The organism is Streptomyces yaizuensis, from assembly GCF_034961445.1.
In the GTDB taxonomy this organism is placed as follows: Bacteria; Actinomycetota; Actinomycetes; order Streptomycetales; family Streptomycetaceae; genus Streptomyces; species Streptomyces yaizuensis.
In genome coordinates this window covers 888,972-910,148 of the sequence record NZ_BSBI01000001.1, presented here as the reverse complement: position 1 = coordinate 910,148, position 21,177 = coordinate 888,972, and the positions used below count along the sequence as shown (strand labels likewise).

At 74.0% G+C, this 21,177-nt stretch carries 20 protein-coding genes; 9 read left to right on the top strand and 11 right to left on the bottom strand.

Annotation, left to right across the window (positions count from 1 at the left end):
* Nucleotides 1–70: 70 nt before the first annotated feature.
* From SYYSPA8_RS03350 to SYYSPA8_RS03335, 4 genes are read right to left on the bottom strand one after another with little or no spacing between them, the layout of a single operon-like run.
* Nucleotides 71–529 carry a riboflavin kinase gene (locus tag SYYSPA8_RS03350; protein WP_323445368.1) on the bottom strand — a complete coding sequence of 153 codons (459 nt, stop codon included), beginning with the start codon at nucleotides 527–529 and terminating at the stop codon, nucleotides 71–73.
* Nucleotides 522–1,046 (bottom strand): flavin reductase family protein, encoded by a 525-nt coding sequence (locus SYYSPA8_RS03345; protein ID WP_323445367.1) that lies wholly within the window; start codon nucleotides 1,044–1,046, stop codon nucleotides 522–524. The genes SYYSPA8_RS03350 and SYYSPA8_RS03345 overlap by 8 nt, the downstream gene beginning before the upstream one ends.
* Nucleotides 1,047–1,080: 34 nt before the next feature.
* Nucleotides 1,081–2,427, bottom strand: a complete 1,347-nt coding sequence (locus SYYSPA8_RS03340) for an NtaA/DmoA family FMN-dependent monooxygenase (RefSeq protein WP_323445366.1) — start codon at nucleotides 2,425–2,427, stop codon at nucleotides 1,081–1,083.
* 40 nt (nucleotides 2,428–2,467) lie between these two features.
* The gene (locus tag SYYSPA8_RS03335; protein ID WP_323445365.1) at nucleotides 2,468–3,388 is read right to left on the bottom strand and encodes a ribokinase; all 921 of its coding nucleotides are present in this window, start codon (nucleotides 3,386–3,388) and stop codon (nucleotides 2,468–2,470) included.
* A 127-nt stretch (nucleotides 3,389–3,515) separates the two neighbouring features.
* Between SYYSPA8_RS03335 and SYYSPA8_RS03330 the strand changes: the two genes are divergently transcribed.
* Nucleotides 3,516–4,502 carry a LacI family DNA-binding transcriptional regulator gene (locus SYYSPA8_RS03330; protein ID WP_323445364.1) on the top strand — a complete coding sequence of 329 codons (987 nt, stop codon included), beginning with the start codon at nucleotides 3,516–3,518 and terminating at the stop codon, nucleotides 4,500–4,502.
* A gap of 97 nt (nucleotides 4,503–4,599) precedes the next feature.
* Here the strand turns inward: SYYSPA8_RS03330 and SYYSPA8_RS03325 are convergent, their stop codons facing one another.
* From SYYSPA8_RS03325 to SYYSPA8_RS03295, 7 genes are all read right to left on the bottom strand, one after another.
* The gene (locus SYYSPA8_RS03325) at nucleotides 4,600–5,727 is read right to left on the bottom strand and encodes an LLM class flavin-dependent oxidoreductase (RefSeq protein WP_323445363.1); all 1,128 of its coding nucleotides are present in this window, start codon (nucleotides 5,725–5,727) and stop codon (nucleotides 4,600–4,602) included.
* Nucleotides 5,728–5,982: 255 nt separating this feature from the next.
* Entirely contained in the window at nucleotides 5,983–6,957 is a 975-nt protein-coding gene (locus SYYSPA8_RS03320; protein ID WP_323445362.1) for a glutathione S-transferase C-terminal domain-containing protein, read from the bottom strand.
* Nucleotides 6,958–7,099: 142 nt separating this feature from the next.
* On the bottom strand, nucleotides 7,100–7,225 hold the full coding sequence (locus SYYSPA8_RS03315) for a hypothetical protein (RefSeq protein WP_323445361.1): 126 nt from the start codon (nucleotides 7,223–7,225) through the stop codon (nucleotides 7,100–7,102).
* Nucleotides 7,226–7,366: 141 nt separating this feature from the next.
* Nucleotides 7,367–7,924, bottom strand: a complete 558-nt coding sequence (ssuE, locus tag SYYSPA8_RS03310; protein WP_323445360.1) for an NADPH-dependent FMN reductase — start codon at nucleotides 7,922–7,924, stop codon at nucleotides 7,367–7,369.
* A gap of 190 nt (nucleotides 7,925–8,114) precedes the next feature.
* Nucleotides 8,115–8,657, bottom strand: coding sequence for a GNAT family N-acetyltransferase (locus tag SYYSPA8_RS03305; RefSeq protein ID WP_323445359.1), 543 nt, complete (start codon nucleotides 8,655–8,657; stop codon nucleotides 8,115–8,117).
* Nucleotides 8,654–9,790, bottom strand: a complete 1,137-nt coding sequence (locus SYYSPA8_RS03300; protein WP_323445358.1) for an LLM class flavin-dependent oxidoreductase — start codon at nucleotides 9,788–9,790, stop codon at nucleotides 8,654–8,656. The genes SYYSPA8_RS03305 and SYYSPA8_RS03300 overlap by 4 nt, the downstream gene beginning before the upstream one ends.
* 452 nt (nucleotides 9,791–10,242) lie before the next feature.
* On the bottom strand, nucleotides 10,243–11,004 hold the full coding sequence (locus SYYSPA8_RS03295) for a DeoR/GlpR family DNA-binding transcription regulator (protein ID WP_323445357.1): 762 nt from the start codon (nucleotides 11,002–11,004) through the stop codon (nucleotides 10,243–10,245).
* 586 nt (nucleotides 11,005–11,590) lie between these two features.
* Here SYYSPA8_RS03295 and SYYSPA8_RS03290 point away from each other — a divergent pair.
* From SYYSPA8_RS03290 to SYYSPA8_RS03255, 8 genes are all read left to right on the top strand, one after another.
* Nucleotides 11,591–12,352: a DeoR/GlpR family DNA-binding transcription regulator gene (locus tag SYYSPA8_RS03290; RefSeq protein ID WP_323445356.1), complete on the top strand. Its 762-nt coding sequence runs from the start codon at nucleotides 11,591–11,593 to the stop codon at nucleotides 12,350–12,352.
* Nucleotides 12,353–12,405: 53 nt separating this feature from the next.
* The gene (locus SYYSPA8_RS03285; protein WP_323445524.1) at nucleotides 12,406–13,761 is read left to right on the top strand and encodes an ABC transporter substrate-binding protein; all 1,356 of its coding nucleotides are present in this window, start codon (nucleotides 12,406–12,408) and stop codon (nucleotides 13,759–13,761) included.
* Nucleotides 13,758–14,723, top strand: a complete 966-nt coding sequence (locus SYYSPA8_RS03280; protein ID WP_323445355.1) for a carbohydrate ABC transporter permease — start codon at nucleotides 13,758–13,760, stop codon at nucleotides 14,721–14,723. The genes SYYSPA8_RS03285 and SYYSPA8_RS03280 overlap by 4 nt, the downstream gene beginning before the upstream one ends.
* A 7-nt stretch (nucleotides 14,724–14,730) precedes the next feature.
* A complete protein-coding gene (locus tag SYYSPA8_RS03275) occupies nucleotides 14,731–15,597 on the top strand; it encodes a carbohydrate ABC transporter permease (protein ID WP_323445354.1) in 867 nt (288 codons plus the stop codon).
* Nucleotides 15,594–16,583: a zinc-dependent alcohol dehydrogenase family protein gene (locus tag SYYSPA8_RS03270; protein ID WP_323445353.1), complete on the top strand. Its 990-nt coding sequence runs from the start codon at nucleotides 15,594–15,596 to the stop codon at nucleotides 16,581–16,583. Before SYYSPA8_RS03275 ends, SYYSPA8_RS03270 begins: the two co-directional genes overlap by 4 nt.
* A 155-nt stretch (nucleotides 16,584–16,738) precedes the next feature.
* Complete coding sequence (locus SYYSPA8_RS03265) at nucleotides 16,739–17,308, top strand: NADPH-dependent FMN reductase (protein WP_323445523.1); 570 nt, start codon at nucleotides 16,739–16,741, stop codon at nucleotides 17,306–17,308.
* Between the two features lie 137 nt (nucleotides 17,309–17,445).
* Nucleotides 17,446–18,258: an AfsR/SARP family transcriptional regulator gene (locus SYYSPA8_RS03260; protein WP_323445352.1), complete on the top strand. Its 813-nt coding sequence runs from the start codon at nucleotides 17,446–17,448 to the stop codon at nucleotides 18,256–18,258.
* Nucleotides 18,259–18,273: 15 nt separating this feature from the next.
* The gene (locus tag SYYSPA8_RS03255) at nucleotides 18,274–21,135 is read left to right on the top strand and encodes an AfsR/SARP family transcriptional regulator (protein WP_323445351.1); all 2,862 of its coding nucleotides are present in this window, start codon (nucleotides 18,274–18,276) and stop codon (nucleotides 21,133–21,135) included.
* Nucleotides 21,136–21,177 lie beyond the last annotated feature (42 nt).

Genomic DNA, 21,177 nt, shown 5'->3' with positions numbered 1-21,177 from the left:
CCGGTCCGGACCGGGCCGGTCGTGACACGGGGAGTTCGGCAGTGCGGGCCGAGTCCGTGCGGAGTGATACCTACCGGGAGAGGGTCTTCCCGGGGGTGCCGAGGGCGCCGGTGAGGACCCGGCGTCCGTGGTCGGAGGCCAGCAGTGCCTCCGACCGCAGGACGTCCTGCCGGGCGGCGCGTACCAGGTCCTTTGGTGACGCGAACTTCACCGTGGCCCGGATCCGGGCCACGAACCACACACCGACGCGCTCGCCGTAGAACTCGTCCGACGTGTCGTGGCAGTAGACCTCGACATGGACGTCCGCCGTGTCGCAGAAGGTCGGGTTCGAGCCGATACTGATCGTTCCGCGGTGGACGACGCCAGTCGAGTGGCGTACGACCCAGCCGCTGTAGATGGCGGACGGCGGAATCCGCGAACCGGGGTCGGCCGCGAGGTTCGCGGTGGGGAACCCGAGCGCACGGCCCCGGCCGGCGCCGTGCACCACCGTGCCCGTGAGGTGCGCGTGGACCGCCGGGGTGTCATCCATGGGGGATGAGCTCGCGGAACTGGCTGGTGTGGAAGACGAGCGGCTCGACCCCGGAGAACAGCTGGGCCGTCAGCAGTTCCATCAGCACGATCTCGTGATCGCCGCCGTCGTACGTCGCGCTCACCCGGGCCGTGAGCCAGAGCGCGGCGTCCTCGATGAGGACGGCGCCCTCGGGCGTCGACCGCCACCCGACGCCGTCGAAACGATTCACCTCCCGGGACGCCAGACGCCGGCAGAGCGCGCCCTGACCATGGCTGAGCACGCTCAGCCCCAGAACGGGTGCCCCGGCCAGGCGCGGCCAGGTGGTCGAGGTCCGGGCCACGCTGACGGCGGCCATGGGCGGTTGGAGCGAGATCGAGACGAACGAACTCGCCGCGAACCCGACCGGCTCGTCACCGCGCAGCGCGCCGATCGCGACGACACCGGTCGGGTAGGCCCCGAACGCCCGTCGCAGCGTCGCCGCGTCCAGTTCCGCCGGCACGGACGCCCCGGACAGGTGGTGGGCAGACGTGGCCATGGTCTTCGACATCCTCTCGTCGCGCGTTCTGTGCTCAGTGCCGGAAGCGTGCCGCGGGGTGGCTGGCGGGCAGCGCGGGGTCGGACGCCCCGGTGAGCCGCTCGCGCAGGCTCTCGCCCTCGGCGTACTCCCCGCGGAAGACGCCGCGCGCCCGCAGGATCGGCAGGACCGACTCCACGAACTCCGTCGTGGAGACGGGCTGGACCGTCGGGGACAGCAGGAATCCATCGAGGTCGGCGCCCTCCGCGAGCGCGCAGATCTCATCGGCGATCTCCTCGGCCGTGCCGACGACGGGCCGCGCTCCGACGCCGTGGGTGTGCCAGTCGGCGAGGACGTCGCCGACCGTCCGGCCGGCGAAGCGGGCCACCTGGGTCTGCGACAGCTCGGTGGACAGGGCCGTCATGGGCGTCTCGGGCGCGTAGGACGAAAGGTCGAGCCCGGTGAACATGGCATAGCTGGCGACGGTCACCTCGGACCGCTGGGCGTCGAGGATCCGCTGATAGCGCCGCTCCGCGTCGGAGGTCGTCGCGCCGATGACACAGGAGAACGCCGACATCACCTTCACGTCGTCGGCCCGGCGCCCCGCGGTGACCGCCTCCGCGCGGATGGCGGCGGTGTGCCCGGCGAGCTGCTCGGCCGAACCGCTCCCGATGAACATGCACTCGCCGTGCCGGCCGCCGACCCGGCGGCCGGCGGGTGAGGCCCCCGCCTGGAACAGGACGGGAGTGCCCTGCGGGGAACGCGCGGTGTTGCCGTACCCCTCCGAGCGGAAGAACGGGCCCTTGTGCGTCACCAGGTGCACCTTGGCGGGGTCGGCGAACCTGCCGTCCTTGTCCTTCTCCAGCGCGTCCGGCTCCCAGGCCCCTTCCCAGTACTTGTAGACGACTTCGAGGAAGTCCTCGGCCATCCGGTAGCGCTCGTCGTGGGCCACCATCTCCATGCCGAACGCCTTGACCGCGGTGTCGGCCGTGCCGGTCGTCACGATGTTCCAGCCGATGCGGCCACCGGAGAGCTGGTCGAGCGTGGCCATGCGGCGCGCGAACGCGTACGGGGGTTCCACGAGGGCCGAGCCCGTCATGACCAGGCCCAGGTCGGTCGTCGTGGACAGCAGGGCGGACGCCACGACCACCGGATCGAGCCGCGGGAGGTCGAGGGTCTCCTCCGTGGCTATGGGCGGGCGGGTGCCGTCGATCTCGGACCAGCCCCAGGCGTCGGCGAGGAACAGGAAGTCCAGCTTGGCGTCCTCGCAGACAGCGGCGAGATCGCGCCAGTACTCCAGGGTGTCGAAGAGATGCCGCCGGCTGTCGGGGTGCCGCCAGGTGGCCGTGCCGCTCGCGTTGGTCTGCGCGTTCTCGAACACGCCGATCTTGAGGTTCTTCATGGGTGGTTCTCCGTAGTGCTGGTGGTTGACCCGAGGGAGGTCAGGGAGCGGAGGGGAGCGCGGGTACGTCGAGCTGGGCCGCGTACGGCATGGCGGTCTGCGCGCCGAAGCCGGTGGTGGCGAGCGACGCCGCGCGCACGGCACGCCGGACCGCGGACCGGAGGCCGGTGCCGCGCCCGAGCGCGTCCGCGAGGGCGCCGCAGAAGGTGTCGCCGGCGCCCACGGTGTCGACGGCGTCCACCACCGGCGCGGGGATGTGCGTGGTGGTGGCGCTGTCCGCCTCCTTCAGGACGGCGCCGTCCGCCCCGAGCGTCACCACGACGGCCCGGCACGGGAGCGCGACCCGTCCCAGCAGCGCTCTCGCGTCCTCGACGGTGGCGGGCCGGTCGGTGCCGAGGAGTGCGGCGAGTTCGCCGAGGTTGGGGACGAGGACGTCGACGGCGGCCAGTGCCCGGGTGTCGGCCGGGCGGGCGGGGGCGGGGTTGAGGACGACGACCCCGCCCTGTTCACGGGCGCGCAGGACGGCCTGTTCGACCACGTCGGGCGGGATCTCGTTCTGGACGAGGACGACCTCCCCGGGGGACCGGACCAGCCGGGACGGCAGGTCCTGGACGGCGAGGCCGGCATTGGCCCCCAGGTTCACGACGATGGTGTTCTCACCCCGCTCGTCGACCACTACCGCGGCGATTCCGGTCGTGGCCCGCTCGTCCGGAGAAACCGCCCCGATGTCCACGCCTTCGACCGCGAGCGCGTCCAGGATGGCGGCCGCGTCGGCGCCGACCCTGGCGACGAGCCGCACCCGCGATCCGAGGCGGGCCGCCGCGACGGCCTGGTTGGCGCCCTTGCCGCCGATCCCCTCCGTGAAGTGCCGCGCGAGCACGGTCTCACCGCGGCCCGGCAGGGCCGGGACGGTCAGGACGAGGTCGCGGTTCACGGAACCGACGACGGTGACGAGCGCCATGCGAACCCCCTGGGAGATCGATTTCCGACATGCTGTACCAGCGCACCCTCCCCGTCAAGTAGCCTCGTCGTGCCCGATCGCCCCGGCGCCGTGGCGCACCCGCCCACCGACCGACAAGGACACCTACGTGACAGCGCCCCGACTCATCGATGTGGCCGAGGCCGCCGGCGTCTCCCGCGCGACGGCATCACGGGTGCTCGCCGGCACGCAGCGCAATGTCGATCCCGACCTCGCGCGCCGCGTCGAAGAGGCCGCGCAGCGGCTCGGCTACCAGCCCAACCACTCGGCGCGGGCCCTGCGCACCGGCGCGACCGGCACCATCGGCGTCATCGTGCCCACGCTCGCCAACCCCTATTTCGTCCAACTCGCCGACGCCATCGCCCAGCAGGTGCGCGCGGCGGGCGGCACGCTCGTGGTCTCCGACGCGGCCAACGACACCGCGATCGAGGCCGAGCAGATCGACACCCTGCTCAGCGGCCGGGTGGACGGCCTGTTCGTCGTCCCCGTGTCGGCGGACGCGTCCGGGCCGGCGATACGCGATGCCGCCAGGCGTCGTCCCATCGTCCTCTTCGACCGGTGGGCCAAGGGGTCCGGCACCGTCGCCGTCACGCTCGACAACGCTTCCGCGGTCGGCCTTCTCGTGGACCATCTGGAGGGCATCGGCAGGCACCGGATCGCTCTCGTCGCCGATCAGGCGTCCTCCTCGGGCGCCGAACGGCTGGCGGCCTTCACCGAGGCGCAGGGCCCCGACGCCACCACCATCCTCCTGCCCGATTTCACCACCGACGCGGGACGGACGGCGGCGCGCCGCATCATCGAACAGCGCGACCGGGTCGACGCGGTCGTCTGCGGGGCGGATGTCCTCGCCGTGGGGCTCGTGAGCACGCTGCACCGTTCACGGGTGGCCGTACCCGGGCAGATCGCCGTCACCGGGTTCGACGACACGGAGATGCTCAAGCTCCTCGACCCGCCCATCACCTCCGTCCGCCATCCGCTGTCCGCCATGGCCGAACGCGGGCTGACGCTGCTTCAGGCGCCGGGGCGCGAACGGGCCGAGCGGGTCGAACGCTTCCCTCCGCAGCTCGTCGTGCGGGCCTCGACCAGCGAGACCTGAGGCAGCGGGACCTGACGCGGCGGAATCTGACGCAGCGGAATCTGACGCATGGTCACCGCTCCCGGTGCGGGGCCGGGGCGGTGTCACGCGGAACGGGTCACCGGCGCTGCCACTCCTCGGCGAGGAGCCGGTAGGAACGCACCCGGTCGGCGTGGTCATGGGTGATGGTGGTGACGATCAGCTCGTCGGCCGCGGTGGCCTCCCGCAGCTGTTCGAGCCGGTCGGCGACGCGGCCCGGGGAGCCGACGAACTGGGTGTCGACGCGGTCGGCGACCAGCGCCCGGTCCGCGTCGGTCCATGCCTGGGCGCGGGCCTGCTCGGGGGTCGGGAACGGGATGGCGCCCTCGGCGGTGCGGATACTGCGGACCCAGGGGCCGTAGCCGGTGGCCAGTTCGCGGGCGGTCGCGTCGTCCTCGGCGACGACGACGTCGGCGGAGACGCTGACATAGGGCTTGTCGAGGTGGTCGGACGGCTGGAACGCGGCGCGGTAGCCCTCGGCCGCCTCCAGGACGGTGGCCGGGCTGACATGGTAATTGGCCGTGAAGCGCAGGCCGTTGCGGCCCGCGACCCCGGCGCTCTGCCCGCCGCTGCTGCCGAGGATCCACACCTGCACCTCGGCGCCTTCGCCGGGGACGGCGTGGGCTTCGACCCCGTCCGCCGAGCGGTAGTCGCCGCGCAGGAGCGCGAGGATGTCGTCGACCTGCTCGCCGTAGTCCTGGGGGCGGGCCCCGGGCTGGTGCAGCAGCTGCCGCTGGAGCTGGAAGCGGGGCGATCCGAGCAGGCCCTCGAAGGAGAACCGCGGCGGGATCCTCAGCCCGCCCGGGGTCAGCCCGTCCACGACGGGGGTGGTGGTCGGCCGGGGCCCCGCCCCCGGCCCGGCGGGGCGCCCGCCCGAGCGCCCGAGGCCGAGGTCGAGCCGCCCGGGGTGCAGGGCGTCGATCAGGCCGAACTCCTCGACGGTGGACAGGGCGGTGCGGTGGCCGAGCTGGACGGCACCGGATCCGATCCTGATCGTGGAGGTCGCCGAGGCGGTGAGGGCCAGGACGACGGCGGGTGAGGCCCCGGCCACGCCGGGGTTGAGGTGGTGCTCGGCGAACCAGTAGCGCGCATAGCCGAATCGTTCCGCCTGTCGGGCGAGGTCGACGGTGTTGCGCAGTGCCTGCGCGGCGGTGGAACCGGACGGGACCGGGACGAGGTCGAGGACTCCGAGGGGGATGCCGGACATGATCGGGTGTAGCTCCTCAATGGTCGGTGGGAACCGCGTCGGGCCGGCCCCTTGCCTGGTCGGTGTGCTCGTCCGGCGCCGTGGCCCACGGCTCGGCCGCGGCCCTGGCGAGGTGGCGGGCGGCGAGGTGGCCGGGCCCGGTGCGGGCCCCGGCGGCCGGGACCCGCACACGGGACTCGGGGGGCGCCGCCGTCGGACAGACGCCAGGCGGCCCGCCCTGCCCGGAAGGGGCCCGGTGGTCCGGCGCGGTGGACCTCATGTCCGCGCGGACCGGGCGGAGGCGGACGGATGGAGGTGGCGGGCGTACGGCGGCTCGGGGGGACCGTCCGGACGCTGCCGGGAGGGCGGGGCGGTGGCCCCGGCGGGGATCTGGCCGGCCCAGTCCAGGATCTGTACCGCCGCCCCCGCGGCCTCCAGCCCCCGGCAGTGGCCGTGGTGCCGGCGGGCGATGCCGTCCAGGTCGAGGTTGCGGCCGAAGGCGGGGTGGGCGGTCAGCCGTCGTGCGTAGGACCACAGGTGCGGGTGGTCGGCGACGCGGTGGACCGCGGTGGCGTCCAGGTGCAGGCGATGCACGGTGTCGAGCTGCACCAGCGTCACCCACAGCTCCACGTCGGCGGCGGTCAGGTCGTCGCCGAGGATGAAGTCCTGCCCGGCCAGGCGCCACTCCAGTGCGCCCAGGGCACGGAGCAGGGAGTTGAGGGCGGTCCAGCGCGCCGTGGCGTCGGCGTCGGCCCGCCCGGCGTGCTGTGCGGCTTCGTTGACACCGTACTCGCAGAGGTGCTCGACGGCCTCGATCTCCTCCTGTGCCCCGTGCGGGTGGAGGGCGGGCCGGTCGGGGTCGTGGCCCCCGACGAGCCGGGCCAGGTCGCGGAGGATGTCCGGGGTGTGCGTGCTGACGATCCGCCCGGTCCATTCGTCGCTCAGGACCGGCGCGGCGGCCGGTCCGGGATGCCGGTGCGAACTGGCCTCGTACAGGGGGCGCAGCGCGCGGTGTCCGCCGTCGGGGCTGTCGGGCACGGTCGGCAGCAGTATCACCGGGAGGGTCTCTCCCAGGCCGAGCAGGCTGTGGGTGACGGCGATGCGCAGACAGTGGGGGCAGGACAGTGAGAGGTGGAGGCGGTAGCGGCGGGCGGCGGCGTAGTAGCCACTGCTCGCGTCACCGCCGATCCTGCCCCGGAACGAGGGCGGGAAGGGGAGGGACGGCACAGTGGTCAGGGGTGTGGCGGGCATGGGTCTCCCTGGATCCGGATCCGGCTTTCTGGTTCCCAGGGGTACGGCGGCAGCGCACGCGAGGTCATGGACGAGGCATGCGGGGTGAGGGGCGCGCGTACCCGTGCGCGGCGGGGACGGGGTGCCGGTGGGCACCGCCGGCTCAGCGCAGAGGGCTCGCCGCGCTGCAGACGCGCAGGAGGTCGATGTGGCGGCGCGAGGTGAGGAGAAGAAGCGGCCGCACCGCGCACACGGCACGGTCGGCGGGCAACTCCCAACGCTCCGTCATGTCCTACCCGTCCACTGGGGATTCTGCTCTGGAGTGTCCGGCGGCTCGCGGGCCGCGTCAAGAGGGAGCCCCGTCTTCCGCGCCCGGACCGGCGGGCGTCCGGGCCGCTCACGCGGGCGGTAGGCGGCACGGCTTTCGGTCTCATCCGGTGGCCGCCAGGCGGGCCGTGCGGCCGCCGAGGGCTTCGGAGAACTGGTCGACGACCTGCGCCAGGGCCTCGGCCGCAGCCGGGGCGAGGGTCACGGCGCCGCCGCCGTCCACCGCGATGTCCTGGTCGAGGGTGAACCGGCCCTGGACGATGTGGGTGGCGCCCATGGAGCTGAGGACCGGGCGCAGGGCGTAGTCGATGGCCAGGACGTGCGCCGTGGTCCCGCCGGTCGCCAGCGGCAGGACCGTCTTGCCGGCCAGGGCGTGCTGCGGCAGCAGGTCCAGCAGGGACTTGAGCAGCCCGGAGTAGGCGGCCTTGTAGACGGGTGTGCCGATGACGACTCCGTCGGCGCGGTCGAACAGCGCCCTCGCCCCGGCGATCGCCGGGTGCCGGGGGTCGGCGCCGAGCAGGGCCTCGGCGGGGAGGGTGCGGACATCCAGGGGGATCACCTCGTGTCCCCGGGCCGCGAGCCGCCGGTCCAGATGGCGCAGGAGGCGGGCGGTGCGGGAGGTGGCGGAGGGGCTTCCGGAGACGGACAGGACGGTGGCCATGGCGGACCCTTCGGGAGCGGGGGTTCGGGGGTGGGGTCGCGGCGGGAGGGCGTGGCGGACGGCGGCGCGGCGGTGCCGTGTTCCCCGCGACCGCCGCTGGTGGGTCCCGGGCCGGGTGCGGCCGGTACCGGCACGGGCAGCGGCGCGGCGGCGGGGGCGGCGATGCGGGCGCGGCCGACGGCCCGGACGCTCACGGGCCGGCGGCCTTCCCCCTGCCCTGGTGTGCCGCGGCCGGCAGATGCTTCTCGAAGGGCAGGAGGCCGACGGTCTCCGGGTCGGCCCCGGTGTCGAACAGTGGGGTGTAGCCAGTGCTCAGGTAGAGTCCGCGGGCCTCGGGCTGGCGCGGTCCTGTGGTCAGGCGGATCCGCCGGTAGCCGCGGGCGCCCGCCTCGGCCTCCAGTTCGGCAACGACGCGCCGGGCCAGTCCGCGCCGCCGGTGGGCGGAGTGCGTCCAGATCCGTTTCAGCTCGGCCGTGGTCGCGTCGTAGCGGCGGAAGGCGCCGCCCGCGACGGGCTCGCCGGCTTCGAGGAGCAGGAGCAGGACGCCGCCGTGGGGCGCGGTGAACTCCTCGTCGGGGTAGCGGGCGAGTTCGGCGTGGGCGTCCCCGCCGTAGCGTGCGGTGTACTCGTCGCCGAGTTCGCGCAGCAGGGGTCTCGCCCGCGGGTCGGACACGGTCACCTGGAGGACCGCGGGGCCGGCCGGCGTCGACGGCGGTCGGGTGCGGGAGGTCATCCGTTCACCGCCGCAGGGGTCCGTGCGCCCTGTGCCGCCCGGTCGGCGTCGCGCCGGGCGACCTCCTCGCGGACGATCGGGATCACGTGCCGGCCAAAGTCGATGGCGTCGCCCAGCAGGTCGTAGCCGCGGGCGGAGAGGATGTCGACGCCGAGGTCGTAGTAGTCCAGCAGGGCCTGGGCGACGGTCTCCGGGGTGCCGACGAGGGCGTTGGAGTTGCCCGCGCCCTGGGTGGCGGCGGCGGTCGGGGTCCACAGGGCGCGGTCGTAGCGCTCCCCCGCCTCGGCGATGGCGACCAGCCGCTGCGATCCGGTGTTCTGGGGCCGGGGGCGCCCGTTGTGGCGCTCGGTGACCGATGCGCCCCGCCCGTTGCGGGCCTTGATCGCACCCACGGTGCGGTGGGCCTTCTCCCAGGCGAGTTCCTCGGTGGGGGCGATGATCGGGCGGAACGCCACCTGGATACGGGGGGTGTCGGTGCGGCCCGCGGCGCGCGCCGCGGCCTTCACGGCTTCGATCTGCTCGGCGGTCCTGGCCAGGGGCTCGCCCCACAGGCAGTAGATGTCGGCTTCGGCGCCCCCTGCCGCGTACGCCGCGGGTGAGGAGCCGCCGAAGGAGACGTCCGGCCGGGGCTGCTGGACCGGGAAGACGTCGCTGACGAAGTCGTGGAAGCGGTAGTGCTCGCCCTCGTGGTCGAAGGGCTCGTGGGTGGTCCAGATCCTCTTGACGATCCGGATGTACTCGCGGGTGCGGGCGTAGCGCTCGTCCTTGGTGAGGGTGTCGCCCTCGCGGCCCTGTTCGTGGTCGTTGCCGCCGGTGATGAAGTGCACGGTCAGCCGGCCGTCGCTGATCCGGTCCAGGGTGGCGAAGGTCTTCGCGGCGAAGGTGGGGTAGGAGACGTTGGGCCGGTGGGCGAGCAGGATCTCCAGGCGGTCCAGCCGGCTCGCGATGTAGGCGGCGGCGGGTGCGGGGTCGGGCGATCCGGAGCCGTAGGCGAACAGCACCCGATCCCAGCCGAAGTCCTCGTGGGCGCGGGCGAGCCGGAGCGTGTACTCCTTGTCGAACGAGGCGCCGGAGCGCGGGGTCGTTTCGGATCCGTCGTTGGTGGCGGCGATGCCGAGGAACTCCACTGGCATGGGGGATGGCCTTCTCTCAAGTTCTCCGGGGCCGTGCCGTGGGCGGCGCCGGGCACGGCGGGGCGACCCCGGGTGGCGCCGGACGAGGGCGCCGGGGGGTGGGGAATCACCGGGCGATCAGGTGGGGTGGCGGGGCCGGCGAGGGCGGACCCGGGCCCGCGGCGGTGCGGCCGAGGGAGGGAAGGGCGGGTCAGAGGGCCCGTAGCCGCGTCAGGCGCGACACGCGGCGGACCACACGCGACCGAAGTCGATGTGGTCACGGGTGACCAGGCGCTGATCGGCACTCATGCAACCCATTGAGCAGTACATCTCGCTTCTCGTCAACCACGGCCCGGTGATGGCGCGGCGTCACCCGCCGGGGAGGGGTGCATGGGTGGCGCGGTGGCGGCCGGGGCCCGCTTCGGGCCGGGCCGGGGGCGTGTCGGGGCCGTGGCGGGGACGGGCCAGGGGCGTCACACCCGGATGACCTGGGGTCCCAGCAGCGCATAGCGCTGGGCCTCCGCCGCGGGCAGCGCGGTGTCGGTGACGATGGCCTCGAACTGCGACGGTTCGGCGAAGCGGCAGAAGCTCACCGCGCCGAACTTGGTGTGGATCCCGAACAGGACCCGGCGTCTGGCCGACCTGATGGCCTGCGCCTTCACCTCGCCGACCGCGGGATCGGGGGTGGTGAGCCCGTACTCGCGGGAAATGCCGTTGGCTCCGATGTACGCGAGGTCGATCACCAGTCCGGCGAGCATCGCCGTCGCCCAGTGGTCGACCGTGGCCATCGTGCCGCCGCGCACGCGTCCGCCGAGGAGGATCACCTGTGTGCTCTCCCGGCCCGCCATGCCGCACGCGGTGGCGAGCGACGCGGTGACGACGGTCAGCGGGCGGTCCCGGGGAAGGGCCTCGGCAATCAGCTGCGGGGTGAATCCCTCGTCGATGAAGACCGTCTCGGCCGCTCCGAGGAGATCGGCGGCGGCCGCCGCGATCCGTGTCTTCTGCGGGACGTAGCGGCGGGTGCGGGTGGCGAGGGTGGTCTCGAAGCCCGCGCTCTCCACGGGGTGGGCGCCGCCCGGTACGCGACGGACCAGCCCGAGCCCTTCCAGGGTCCGCAGGTCCCGCCGTACGGTCTCGGCGGACACCCCCAGCGTGCGGGCGACGGCGGTGACGTTCACGATGCCCTCGCGCCGGGCGACGCCGAGGATCTTGTGCCTGCGGTCCTCCGTGTCCACGGGCCCACCTCTTCCTCCCTCCGGGGCGGCGCTCCGGTCGGTGTCTCGCACGACGGGATTCATCTTCGGTCCGCGGCAGCGGAGTTGACCACGATCGGTGCACTGGCCATGCAGGGTGATGGCCGGGATCCGGCCCGGGGTCGCCGACCCGGGGTCGCCGGCCCGGGGTCGCCGGCCCGGGGTCGCCGGCCCGGGTGCGGGGTGAAACGGGCGGCGATCGGGCTCCCGCCCACCGGCCACCGGGCAGCGATCGGGGGATCATGCCCATGACCATCGGGCTGACCAGCGGCGGCGGCCCGGTGAAACGGGCACGAACGGGCAGCATTGCCGCGACGAACGCCCTGGTCACGGCCGATCGGGCAACGGTATAAACGGTCCACGGGCCCGAACGGGCACGCCCACCAGGGCCTGTCTGACGGATCAGGCTGGGTCAGGGAGCGGGGTCTGGTGCCGTGCATCGCAAGGCGGAGGAATGAGTCCATGCGGAGCATCGGCGATTGACGACAACGCGGCGAGGTGCGGTGCCAGGGCACGCGAGCCCCAGCAAGATCCGTCAGACAGGCCCTAGGGGCCGGGAGGTCGCGGAGTGGATGCGGAGGAGCGGCGTCTGAGGATCCTCCAGGTCACCCGGAGCACGGGCGCGGTCGCCGTCGCGGAGCTGGCGGCGCGCTTCACCGTCGCCCCGGAGACGGTCCGCCGGGACCTGCGGGCCCTGGCGGAGGAGGGCCTGATCAGCCGCACCCATGGCGGGGCGCGCCCCGTGGAGAGCACGGGATCCAGCACGCCTCCCCCATCCCGTGCCCTCCGTGACGCACCGGCGCTGACCCGGATCGCGGCGGCGGCCGTCTCCCTGCTCGGAGCGGCGGAGACGGTCTTCGTCGACGAGGGCTTCACCGCGCGGCTGATCGCGCGGGCGCTGCCCCGGGACCGGCCCCTGACCGTCGTCACCGCGTCCCTGACGGCGGCGCACGCGCTCGGCGACACCGAGCGGATCACGGTGCTGCTGCTCGGGGGCCGGGTGCGCGGTGCGACGCTGGCGACGTCGGGCGGACAGGCCGCCCGGATGCTCGGCGGCTTCGTCGTCGACCTCGCCTATCTCGACGCGGACGGCGTCTCCCGCGAGCACGGTCTGACCGTCTTCGACCCGGCGGTCGCCGAGGTCAGGGCGCAGGCGGTACGGGGGTCCAGGCGCCGGATCCTCGCCGCGGCGGCCACCGCGTTCGGCGGCGTCGGCCCTTGTCGCTTCGCCGATGTCCGCGATGTCGAGGCCATCGTGACGGGCGCCGGCGTACCGGCGGCCGAGGCACAGCGCTACTCCCTGCTCGGCCCCCGGGTCCTGTCCGTGTGACCGGGTCCGGGCCCGTCCTCCGCCCCCGTTCAGGAGGTGTCATGCCCGGTGTCATGCCCGCTCGGACCTGGCGACAGGCCAGGGCCCGTATCGCGGCGGCGACCGTCGTGGCGGCGCTGGTCGCCGGCTGCGCCGGCGCGGGCGGCGGTGGGTCCGGCCCCAACACGCTGAACGTCCTGATGGTGAACAACCCGCAGATGATCGATCTACAGCGGCTCACGGCGAAGCACTTCACCCGGGAGACCGGCATCAAGGTCAACTTCACGGTCCTGCCGGAGAACGACGTCCGGGACAAGATCAGCCAGGATTTCGCCAACCAGGCCGGCCAGTACGACATCGCCACCATCAGCAACTACGAAGTCCCCATCTATGCGAAGAACCAGTGGCTGCGCCCCCTGGACGACTATGTCGCCAAGGACACGCCCTTCGACCAGAAGGACGTCCTGGAACCGCTCACCGCGTCGCTCACCGCCGAGGACGGCAGGCTCTACGCCGAACCCTTCTACGGCGAGTCCTCGTTCCTCATGTACCGCAAGGACGTCTTCGCCGAGGAGGGCCTGACGATGCCCGCGCGGCCGACCTGGCGTCAGGTGGCCGACCTGGCGGCCGCGGTGGACGGCGCCCGCGGCGACATGAAGGGCATCTGTCTGCGCGGCCTGCCCGGCTGGGGCGAGCTGATCGCCCCGCTCACCACCGTCGTCAACACCATGGGCGGCACCTGGTTCGACGCGGACTGGACGGCGCGGCTCACCGCGCCGGAGTTCCTGCGGGCGACCGCGTTCTACGTCGGTCTGGTGCGCGAGCACGGGCAGGCGGGAGCGGCGCAGTCCGGCTACGCGGAGTGCCTCAACAACCTCACCCAGGGGAGAACCGCCATGTGGTACGACGCCACGGCCGCCGCGGGCTCCCTGGAGGCCGGGGACTCCCCGGTGAAGGGAAGGATCGGCTACGTCCGGGCGCCCGTGGACCGGACGAGCGAGTCCGGCTGGCTCTACACCTGGGCCTGGGGCATGCAGAAGGCGTCACGGAACCCGGGCAACGCCTGGAAGTTCATCTCCTGGGCGTCCGGCCAGCGCTACGAGGAACTGGTCGGCGCGGAGCTGGGCTGGGCCTCCGTACCGGCCGGGAAGCGGGCCTCCACCTACCGCAACCCCGCCTACCTCCGGGACGCGGCCCCCTTCGCGGCCGTCACCCGGGACGCCATCGAGAGCGCGGATCCCGCCGATCCGGGCACCCAGCCACGGCCCGCCCCCGGCATCCAGTTCGTCGGCATCCCGGAATTCACCGACCTGGGCACCCGGGTCTCCCGGGAGATCAGCTCGGCCATCGCGGGCCGTCAGTCCGTCCGCGAGGCCCTGGAGAAGTCCCAGGAGCTGGCCGGGAGAGTCGCCGAGGAGTACCGGAAGTGACCGCCTCCGCGACCGCTCCCCCGCGCCCGGCCGCCCGGCCGCCCCGCGCCCGCCGGGCCGGGAAGGGCGGCCCCCGCCCCTGGGTCACCCGGGCGCCCCTGCTGCCCGCCCTGGTCTTCCTGGTCGCGGTCACCCAGCTGCCCTTCGTGGCGACCCTGGTGATCTCGCTCTTCGACTGGAACTCCCTGGCCCCCGACGACCGGCGGTTCTCCTGGTTCGCCAACTACGCCACCGTCGCGCGCGACCCCGTACTGCGGGAGTCGGTCCTCACCACCGCGCTGCTCACCGCGACGGTGGTGGTCGCCAGCGTGGTCCTCGGGCTGCTGTTCGCCCTGCTGCTCGACCGCGCCTTCACCGGCCGGGGCGTGGTGCGCACCCTGCTCATCACCCCCTTCCTGCTCGTCCCCGTCTCCGCCGCGCTGCTGTGGAAGCACGCCCTCTACAACCCGGAGTACGGGCTGTTCAACGGCGCCTGGACCTGGGTCACCGGGCTCTTCGGCGACGACACCCCCACCCGGACCGACTGGATCTCCACCATGCCGCTGATCGCCGTGGAGGTGTCCCTCGTCTGGCAGTGGACGCCCTTCATGATGCTGATCCTGCTCGCCGGGTTGCAGAGCCGGCCGGTCGAGACGCTGGAGGCGGCCCGGCTCGACGGGGCGGGCGCCTGGCAGATCTTCCGCCATCTGACGCTGCCGCATCTGCGCCGCTACCTCGAACTCGGCGTCCTGCTGGGCTCGATCCACATCGTGCAGAACTTCGACGCGGTCTTCACCCTCACCTCCGGAGGGCTGGGCACCGCCAATCTCCCGTACACCATCTACCAGACCTTCTACCAGGCGCACGAGTACGGACTGGCCTCGGCCGCCGGGGTGCTGGTCGTCATCGGCACGATCGTGATCTCGACCTTCGCCCTGCGGACGGTCTCCTCCCTCTTCCACGAGACCTCCGCGAAGGAGTGAAGCGATCATGACCGTGACGAAGGCGAGCCCGCCGGCCGCCGCCCGTGGGCGCGGGCGGCGGCGTGGCACCGCGCTCGGCCTGCTGGCGTGGGTGGTCGGGGTGGTGTTCTGCCTGCCGGCCCTGTGGATGGTGCTCACCTCGCTGCGCTCCGAGACCGACGCGGCGACCAGCCCGCCCTCGCTGGGGGCCCCGCTGACCCTGGACGGCTACCGCACGTTCTTCGACGGCGCGGGCGGCGCCACCCCCTGGCCGCCGCTGATCAACTCGTTCATGGCGAGCGCCTTCGCCACGCTGCTCGTCCTGGCGCTGGCGCTGCCGGCCGCGTACGCGCTCTCCCTGCGGCCCGTCCGCCGGTGGACGGACGTCATGTTCTTCTTCCTGTCCACCAAGATGCTGCCGATGGTGGCGGGGCTGCTGCCGGTGTACCTGTTCGCCAGGAACGCCGGGCTGCTGGACAACATCTGGCTCCTGGTCGTCCTCTACACCTCGATGAACCTGCCGATCGCCGTCTGGATGCTCCAGTCCTTCCTGGCGGACGTACCGCTCTCGATCATCGAGGCGGCCCGGATGGACGGCGCCGGGCTGCCGGCCGTCCTCGTGCGCGTCGTGGCCCCGGTCATCGCCCCCGGCATCGCGGCCACCGCGCTGATCTGCTTCATCTTCAGCTGGAACGAGCTGCTCTTCGCCCGGGTGCTCACCTCGGTGACCGCGCAGACCGCCCCGGTGTACCTGACCGGCTTCGTGACCAGTCAGGGCCTCTTCCTCGCCCAGCTGTGCGCCGCCTCCGTCGTTGTGTCCCTGCCGGTGCTCGCCGCCGGCTTCGCCGCCCAGGACCGGCTGGTCCAGGGCCTCTCCCTGGGAGCCGTCAAATGAGGGCCGCCGTCATCGAAGCACCGGGCGCCATCTCGGTGACCACCGCGCCGGACCCCACCCCCGGGCCGCGCGAGGTGGTCGTGGCCGTCGCCGCCTGCGGTCTGTGCGGAACCGACCTGCACATCCTCCAGGGCGAGTTCGCCCCCTCCCTGCCGCTCATACCCGGACACGAGTTCGCCGGCGAGGTGGTGGGGATCGGCAGGGACGTGACCGAACTGGCCCCGGGCGACCGGGTCGCGGTCGATCCCTCCCTCGCCTGTCACGAGTGCCGCTACTGCCGGGCGGGGCGGGGCAACCTGTGCGACCGGTGGGCGGCCATCGGAGTGACCGTGGCCGGGGGCGCCGCCGAGTACGCCCTCGCCCCCGTGGCGAACTGCGTCCGGCTGCCCGACCATGTCGATCCCCGCGACGCCCCGCTCATCGAGCCGCTGTCCTGCGCGATCCGCGGATACGACGTGCTGCGCGGCTCCCTCGGCGCGGAGGTACTGGTCTACGGCTCGGGCACGATGGGACTGATGATGCTGGAGCTGGCCAAGCGGACGGGGGCCGCCCGCGTCGACGTCCTCGACATCAACCCGGCGCGGCTCGCCACCGCACGGGAGCTGGGCGTCTCGGGGGCCGCCGCGCACGCCGACGAACTGGACCGGGGACGGGGCTGGGACATCGTCATCGACGCGACGGGGAGCGCGGCCGCCATCCAGGACGGACTGGGCCGCGTCGCCAAGGGCGGGACCTTCCTCCAGTTCGGCGTCGCCGACTACGCGACGACGGCGGTGATCGAGCCGTACCGGATCTACAACCAGGAGATCACCATCACCGGCTCCATGGCCGTGCTGCACAGCTTCGAGCGGGCCGCCGCGCTCTTCGCGGGCGGCCTCCTCGACCCGGACGTCTTCATCAGCGACCGGCTTCCCCTGGAGCGGTACGCCCAGGCCATCGGGGACTTCAGGGCCGGCCGGGGCCGCAAGATCGTGGTGGAGCCATGACGGACCGCGCGACGGCGGCGCGGGCCTGCGCCTTCCCTGATCCACAAGCCCCCGGGGGGACGGGCCCGCTCCCGTGACCTCTCATCCGTCCGCCGGGCGCCACAGGACGACAGCCCCGTGGCGCCCCGTATCCGAAGGGAGGCCCTCCCGTGCGCATGCTCGTCATCGTGGGAAGCCCCCGTCTCCCCTCCTCCACCGGCGCCCTCGCCTCCGCCTGCGCGAACGCCCTCGGCTCCCTGGGCGCCGAGGTCCACCGGCTCGATCTCGCCCCCTACCGTGCGCAGGACGTGTCCCGGGCTGGGCTCCCGGACGCGGTGAGGGACGCGGACGGGATCGTTCTCGCGAGCCCGGTCCACCACTGCGGCTACTCCGGGCTCCTGAAGTACGCGCTGGACGACCTGCCGATGGGCGCCTTCACCGACAAGGCCGTCGGACTGCTCGCGCACGGCGGCGGCCCCTGCACCGGGAGCGTGGTCTGCGAACAGCTCCGCACCGTCGCCCGGTCGCTCGGCGGCTGGGTGGTGCCCACGCATGTCGTGTCGTGCCCCCAGGACTTCACCGGGGAGGAACCCGGGCGGGGCGGTCCCCGCGCGGGAGGGCCCCGGGAACACACGGCGGACGCCGCGCTGCACGGCCGTCTCCTCCTGCTCGCCGCCGAACTGCACCGCTGTGCCACGATGCTCCGCCTCACCGCGGTGGCCCGGCAGGAGGCGGCGCCCGCGTGAGCGCGACGGACACGGCCCCCCTCAGCCGGGTGATCCCCCGTCCCGGGACCCTCCTGCGGGGGGCGCGGGCCGTCGACGGGCGCCGTGGTGTGTCCGGAGGTGTCCGCCAGGCCCCGGATACGGGTATGGGTACGGGTATGGAGCTGAGGGTGCTGGGCCCGCTGGAGGTCCTGGACGACGGCAGGCACACACCGCTGGGCAGCCGGCGGGTGCGAACCGTCCTCGGGTTCCTGCTGCTCCACCCCCACGAGGCCGTCCCCCTGACCTCCCTGACCCATGCCCTCTGGCCGGTCGGGGAACCGGTCACGGCCAGGAGGATGGTGTACGGGGCGGTGTCGGCGCTGCGTTCCGTCCTGCCGTCCGGGCGGGCGGGCCTCTCGGTGTCGGCCACCGGGCCATCGGCCGAGGGCGGCGGATATCTGCTGGAGGTGCCGCCCGGCTCCCTCGACCTGCTCGGGTTCCGGCACGAGGCCGCCCGTGGGCGGCGCGAACTCGCCGCCGCGGACTGGGCCTCGGCCGCGGCCACCCTGCGGCGGGCGCTGGATCTGTGGCGCGGGGACGTCCTGGCGGACCTGGACTCCGCGTGCGCGCTGTGGCCGGAGCGGGAGGCGGTGCGCGAGGAGCGGTGGGCCGCGCTGCTCGGGCGCCTCACCGCCGATCTCGCCCTGGGCCGCCACCACGAGGTGGTGCGCGAACTGACGGTCGTGGCCGAGGAACAGCCGGGCCGGGTGCGGCTCACCGCGCTGCTGATGCTCGCGCTGTACCGGGTGGGCCGCCATGTCGACGCGCTGGCCGTGTACCGGCGTACACGGGAAGCGGTCGTCCTGAGCACGGGCCGCGAGCCCTGCGAGGAACTGCGCCGGCTCCAGCGGGCCGTGCTCACCCACGACCGGTCCCTGCTCGCCCCCTACCCGCTCTTCCACCACGCGGGCGAGCCCACCCGTGTGTGAGCACAACGGAGTGTCATGACTCGTACCGACACGGACCCGCAGACGCGGGTCCCCGCCCCTGTCCGGCTGAATCTGCTGGGACCCCTGGAGGTCACCCGCGGGCCCGACGTCCTCCCGCTGGGCGGCCCGCGGCGGCGGGCCGCCCTGGGGTGTCTGCTGCTCCGGTGCAATCAGGTCGTCCCGGCCCGCAGGCTGATCACCGCCCTGTGGGGGGACACCGCCCCGGCGTCGGCCCGCAAGGGCGTGCAGAACGTGGTCTGGCATCTGCGGACGGCGCTGTCGAACGGGCAGGAGGACCCCGGGCCCCGGCTGCTCACCCGGGCACCGGGGTATGTCCTGCTGGCCGAACCGCACGAGGTCGATCTGCTGCGCTTCCAGGAGCTGGCCGCCCGGGGACGCGCCCGCTGCGCGGACGGGCTCCTGCCCGCGGCGTCCGGGCTGTGGCGCGAGGCGCTGGCGCTGTGGCGCGGGCCCGCCCTGTCCGACCTGGTGGAGACGGGAGTGCTCTGGCCGGAGCTGCGGGCGCTGGAGGAGAGCAGGCTCGATGTCCTGGAGGACTATTTCGACGCCGAGCTGCGGCTCGGGCACCACCACGAGATGCTGCCGCAGATCCGGCGGACGGTGTCCGGTGCGCGGCGCAGGGAACGGCTCCTGGCCCATCTGATGACGGCGCTGTACCGCTGCGGGCGACAGAGCGAGGCCCTGGCCGAGTACCGGGACTTCGTCGCGTTCCTCGACGGCGAGCTGGGGCTGGAGCCCGGGCGTGAGCTGCGGGACCTGCACCGGGCCCTCGTCGCCCACGACCCGGGGCTGTTGCGCCCCTCGCACGAGACCGCCGCGCTCACCTCGTCCGGCGCGCGGCGGCACCCGCCCGGCGCCGTGTCCACGGCCGCGGGGCGTCCGGTCCATCCGGCCCATGTGCGCAGCGAGGTGACGGTGGTCCTGCTCCGGGCCGTCGCGCGACCGCGTCCCGACGGCGGCGGCCCGGCCGGGGAGAGCGGGTCGGAGGAGGTGTGCCGGCGCGCGGAGGCGGAGACCGCGCGCTTCGGCGGCACGGTGGCGGCCCGGGTCGGGGCCCTGTGGATGCTCGTGTTCGCCGATACGCACACCCATGACCGCGACCACGCGCGGCGCGCGATCTCGGCGGTGCTCGCGGTGCGCCATCACTTCGCGGGGGAGCGCTGGGACACGCCCATGGTGGGCGTCGGGGCGGCGGTGGCCACCGGCGAGGTGCTGATCCACTATCCGACGCGTGCCGGGGCGCCGCTGTCCGTGACGGGGGTCGCGGTCGACGACGTCCAGAGGCTGCTGTTCGAGGTCGGGGACCAGGAGGTGTGGGTGACGGCGGAGACCCGGCGCAGGACGGCGGAGCATCTGGAGTACCGGCCGGTCGGGCACAAGCCCGGTGTCTGGGCCGCCCGCGAGGTCCGCTTCCGGCGGGCGGGCGCGGATCCGCTCCTCCTCCCCGGTGTTCCCCAGCGGCAGGGGGAACTGCTCCGGGGGCTGCTGGCGGACGGAACCGGCGGGGCCGCGGGCGGGATCGTGCTGGTGACCGGCGAGGCGGGACTCGGCAAGAGCCGGCTGCTGGACGAGTTCGAGCGCGGGCAGGCGCGGGTGGAGGGCGGTCCGCCGGTGGTACGCGCCCCGGTGGCCGCGGTGGACGACGGCACCCTGCGGCTGCTGGCCGCCGGGCTGCGCGTGTGCTGCGGGATCACGGAGGAGGACTCCGGGACGGCCGCCTTCGGCAAGCTCGCCGAGGCGGTCCGCAGGACCGGCCCGAGGGATCCCGACCGGATCCTGTCACGGTTGGGTCCGCTGCTGGACGGGGTGGGCCCGATGGGGGTTCTCGCCGCGCCGCAGGAGGTCCTGACCGCCTGGTGGGGGCTGGTGACGTCGGCCGCGTCCCCCGCCCCGCGGGTGCTCGTGGTCGTCGACGACCTCGATCTCGCCGAGGACGCGGTGCTGGATCTGCTGGAGCGCCGTACCGGGAGCGGTGGTTCCGCCGTGGTGGTCGCCGCCGCGCGTCCCGCCCTGCTGGACCGCAGACCGCGCTGGCGGCGGCCGGGGGTGTGCCGGGTCCTCGCGCTCCGTCCGTGGGACGCGGCGACGGTGGCCCGGTATGTGACGGAGTCGGTCGGGGAGCATCCGCTCACCGGGCGTCTCGCGGAGCTGCTGACGGAGGTGGCGGGCGGCAACCCGCGGGTGGTGGCCGCGTACACGGATCTGCTGCTGGAGGGCGGTGGGGAGCCGCACGGCACCGACGGGAGCATCGCCGTCCCCGTCGAGGTCCGCCGGCAGGCGAGGGCGGGGCTGGCCGCGCTGCCCCGGTTGCTGCGGCATGTGGCGGAGACGGTGGCGGTCGTCGGTGACGCGGCGTGGTCCGGCGCGGTGGCGGCGGCCTGCGGTCTGGAGCGGGCGGAGGCGACGGCGCTCCTGGAGGAGCTGGTCGGCCGGCGGGTCCTGGAGCGGAGCGGCGACGGGGGCCCGCTCGGTCACCGCTACGGCCTCCGGGACTCCCTGGAGCGTCATGTGGCCCGGACGGGGTTCTCGGCCCGGGACCGCGCCGGGGTGCACACCACGGTCGTGGAGTGGCTGAGGCGGGTCGACGGGGACGAGGAGGTGGTGCGTCATCTGCACCGTCAGGCCCTCTGTCTGGAGACCGCCACCGGCCGGGGGGTCGTGGACCTGGCCCGGCGCGCCCTGTCCGCCCAGGGGATGACGGGGCCGCTGCTCGACCCGCGCGGCGGTGGGTGCGTGACGGAGTACCTGGCCCTGGCGGAGACTCCGTCGGTCCCGCTGGTGGGGCTGGACCGGGTGGTACGGGCGTGGGTGCGGGCCGGTGGCGCCGACGGGGGCGACGGCGACGACGGGGGGTGACGGGAACCGGCGGCCCGGGCCGTGCGGCCCGGGCGGGCCGGC

What these genes read in the sequence shown, in the direction of transcription:
- SYYSPA8_RS03350 (WP_323445368.1), bottom strand. Translation starts at nt 529, where the DNA reads ATGGATGACACCCCGGCGGTCCACGCGCACCTCACGGGCACGGTGGTG.
- SYYSPA8_RS03345 (WP_323445367.1), bottom strand. Translation starts at nt 1,046, where the DNA reads ATGGCCACGTCTGCCCACCACCTGTCCGGGGCGTCCGTGCCGGCGGAA.
- SYYSPA8_RS03340 (WP_323445366.1), bottom strand. Translation starts at nt 2,427, where the DNA reads ATGAAGAACCTCAAGATCGGCGTGTTCGAGAACGCGCAGACCAACGCG.
- SYYSPA8_RS03335 (WP_323445365.1), bottom strand. Translation starts at nt 3,388, where the DNA reads ATGGCGCTCGTCACCGTCGTCGGTTCCGTGAACCGCGACCTCGTCCTG.
- SYYSPA8_RS03325 (WP_323445363.1), bottom strand. Translation starts at nt 5,727, where the DNA reads ATGTCCGGCATCCCCCTCGGAGTCCTCGACCTCGTCCCGGTCCCGTCC.
- SYYSPA8_RS03320 (WP_323445362.1), bottom strand. Translation starts at nt 6,957, where the DNA reads ATGCCCGCCACACCCCTGACCACTGTGCCGTCCCTCCCCTTCCCGCCC.
- SYYSPA8_RS03315 (WP_323445361.1), bottom strand. Translation starts at nt 7,225, where the DNA reads ATGACGGAGCGTTGGGAGTTGCCCGCCGACCGTGCCGTGTGCGCGGTG.
- ssuE (WP_323445360.1), bottom strand. Translation starts at nt 7,924, where the DNA reads ATGGCCACCGTCCTGTCCGTCTCCGGAAGCCCCTCCGCCACCTCCCGC.
- SYYSPA8_RS03305 (WP_323445359.1), bottom strand. Translation starts at nt 8,657, where the DNA reads ATGACCTCCCGCACCCGACCGCCGTCGACGCCGGCCGGCCCCGCGGTC.
- SYYSPA8_RS03300 (WP_323445358.1), bottom strand. Translation starts at nt 9,790, where the DNA reads ATGCCAGTGGAGTTCCTCGGCATCGCCGCCACCAACGACGGATCCGAA.
- SYYSPA8_RS03285 (WP_323445524.1), top strand. Translation starts at nt 12,406, where the DNA reads ATGCCCGCTCGGACCTGGCGACAGGCCAGGGCCCGTATCGCGGCGGCG.
- SYYSPA8_RS03275 (WP_323445354.1), top strand. Translation starts at nt 14,731, where the DNA reads ATGACCGTGACGAAGGCGAGCCCGCCGGCCGCCGCCCGTGGGCGCGGG.
- SYYSPA8_RS03270 (WP_323445353.1), top strand. Translation starts at nt 15,594, where the DNA reads ATGAGGGCCGCCGTCATCGAAGCACCGGGCGCCATCTCGGTGACCACC.
- SYYSPA8_RS03265 (WP_323445523.1), top strand. Translation starts at nt 16,739, where the DNA reads ATGCTCGTCATCGTGGGAAGCCCCCGTCTCCCCTCCTCCACCGGCGCC.
- SYYSPA8_RS03260 (WP_323445352.1), top strand. Translation starts at nt 17,446, where the DNA reads ATGGAGCTGAGGGTGCTGGGCCCGCTGGAGGTCCTGGACGACGGCAGG.
- SYYSPA8_RS03255 (WP_323445351.1), top strand. Translation starts at nt 18,274, where the DNA reads ATGACTCGTACCGACACGGACCCGCAGACGCGGGTCCCCGCCCCTGTC.